At 44.3% G+C, this 2,205-nt stretch carries 2 protein-coding genes and 2 pseudogenes; 2 read left to right on the top strand and 2 right to left on the bottom strand.

Features of this window, described 5'->3' with window-relative positions:
* Positions 1–399 (bottom strand): annotated as a pseudogene (locus tag WBV75_RS14615) (DUF1080 domain-containing protein); the annotation flags it as partial.
* Positions 400–535: 136 nt separating this feature from the next.
* On the opposite strand from WBV75_RS14615, the gene WBV75_RS14610 reads away from it, so the two are divergent.
* Positions 536–1,036, top strand: a complete 501-nt coding sequence (locus WBV75_RS14610; protein WP_424121316.1) for a GNAT family N-acetyltransferase — start codon at positions 536–538, stop codon at positions 1,034–1,036.
* Here WBV75_RS14610 and WBV75_RS14605 read toward each other — a convergent pair.
* Entirely contained in the window at positions 1,023–1,718 is a 696-nt protein-coding gene (locus WBV75_RS14605) for a hypothetical protein (protein ID WP_424121315.1), read from the bottom strand. The genes WBV75_RS14610 and WBV75_RS14605 overlap by 14 nt on opposite strands.
* Before the next feature lie 103 nt (positions 1,719–1,821).
* On the opposite strand from WBV75_RS14605, the pseudogene WBV75_RS14600 reads away from it, so the two are divergent.
* Positions 1,822–2,205: pseudogene (locus tag WBV75_RS14600) on the top strand (hypothetical protein); the annotation flags it as partial.

Here is a 2,205-nt window from a genome sequence, read left to right as displayed (position 1 = left end):
GAGTAAAGTCGGGGCATGCGTTCCCAGGAATTTACGGGCCACCCCCATATGATCCAGTAGCGTTCCCTCCAGGGTATCCCTCCTGACTTGTCCTGTAAATTGCATATTGTGGTATCCGGACCACTGGGGCGGTATACTGAAACTGATCATTCCCTCCTTGTCGTGTATTTCAGAAATAGGACGGGCACTGCCCCCATCGGCAACAAAGTATCCCACCAGTGCTTTATTCCCGGATAGTTTAACCTCGAGCCAGGAAGGCAACCAAACCTCCCCGTACAGCACTTCTAAATCCCATTTTCCGATTGCTGTTGAGCTGGCCAGGTCCTGAGAATGCGCAACAGGAGTGCTTAAAAGGCCGCATAATAGAATAAATATTCCCTTCCTTATCGTACTGTTCATTGCTTCATGTTTTCTGAATTGTCTTTAAATGTAAAAAAAATAAACGGTGTCCTGTATTTCAAAATTCTCAAATTCCGCGGGTGTTTTGTACTTTGTGCCTGAAGCGTATTTCGCCGGACACCAAAGAAATCGAAGGATGCCTGCAGAAGTTATTTTTACAGCTGTGAAGACCCCACACGAGGTTGCCAGGGTAGCAGAACTGGCCGGCATTATCTGGAAAGAACACTACATACCCATTATCGGCAAGCCTCAGGTAGACTATATGCTGGAGCACTTTCAATCTGCTCCTGCCATTGAAAAGCAACTCGCTGAAGGAGTATTCTATTTTCTGATTCAGCAAGAGGACCTCGATCTGGGGTATCTCGCGTTTGAAAAAAGGGCTGTATCCCTATTTTTAAGTAAAATATACCTATTGGAATCAAAAAGAGGCATGGGATATGGAAGGACGGCGATGGCTTTTGTGGAAAATTCAGCCCGGAACATGGAATGTGCTGAGATCGCCTTAACTGTAAATAAATATAACGATCAGTCTATTAATACGTATACCCGAATGGGTTTCTCAAAAAAGGGAGGGGAAATTACAGATATCGGAGGGGGTTTCGTCATGGACGATTACAGGATGGTCAAACCCTTGTAGAATACTCCTTTCGATGCAACTGGAAGTTCTCCAGTTTGATGTCATCCACTCCAATATCGTCGAAGGGGTATTCCATGTGATCCTGAATATTGTATAGCGCGATGAGAATAAACTCAGTGACCACAACAACAAAGTATACCACAATATCACTGTGGGTTGCCCCAATATTATAAATGATGGTAGGGGCATAAATGAGGGGGAAAATATAAATGAAAATCAGGCAGTACGCCTTCAGTGCCCGCGGCGTCCTGTGGATGTTAATGGCGAATACATTCTCGAAGCCCTCCTGCATGTCATTCATGTACCTGAAAACGCGGTCCTTGATCTTATTCGGAATAAATTCCTCCAGTTCTATAATATGGGAGTGAAAATCATGGATGGCCTCGTCTACCGCCTCCACGTTTTCCTTATTGTCTCTAAGGTGTCTGACTGTTTCATCACTGATCCGTTCCAGTACGTCGAGTGTTCTCTTCTTGTCCTCCTCAGACATAACTGTGCTGGTCTTAAGATAAAAACTGATCGTCACCAGGGCAGACCGGTACTTGCTCAGGTATTGAAGTGCTTTTTCACGTCGCCGGAAAGCTCCGCGGATATTAAAAACCAAAGGGAAAATAATGGCAATACTGAGGAGGGTCAAATCCAGATTATACCCCAGGTTGAAATGAATGGAAATATAGGTCACAATAACCGATATCGCCAAGGTGATATACGTCTTCCGGTTAATTATTGAAGTGTATAGTTTAATGTTCGAAATTTTAGTACCTTAAGACTTTAACTCAACCACCATGATAGTGAAAAATCAAACCTTTGCATTCTTTAGCCTGTTCTTTTTTATTTTCGGCGGAATAATTTCTGCACAAGAGGCTTTAGCCGGCCTGGAGTTCAACGAACCCAACCTGCTTTTTCAAAATGAAACACCGGTTTCCGTAAAATGGAAGTACTCCGACAGGGATATGCGGAAACAAACCAATGACAGTACTTTTCTCGATTGCGTGCTCTCCTACCAACAGGAAGATGGCACTTGGGACTCTCTGGAAGTCCAGGTTCGGGCCCGTGGAAACTGGAGACAGGAAAACTGCTTCCTGACACCGGTAAAACTACAGATCAAAAAGGAGCAGCGGGAAGGCACCCTTTTTGAAGGCAATAAGGAATTGAAAATGGTATTACCC

The sequence above is a fragment of the Robiginitalea sp. genome (assembly GCF_049588695.1).
Classification (GTDB): domain Bacteria; phylum Bacteroidota; class Bacteroidia; order Flavobacteriales; family Flavobacteriaceae; genus Robiginitalea.
The sequence above is the reverse complement of the archived record's forward strand: the minus strand, read 5'-3'. Positions and strand labels throughout refer to the sequence as shown.

Bases quoted from the DNA above. Each gene is read 5' to 3' on its own strand.
- WBV75_RS14610 (WP_424121316.1), top strand. From the start codon at position 536: ATGCCTGCAGAAGTTATTTTTACAGCTGTGAAGACCCCACACGAGGTT.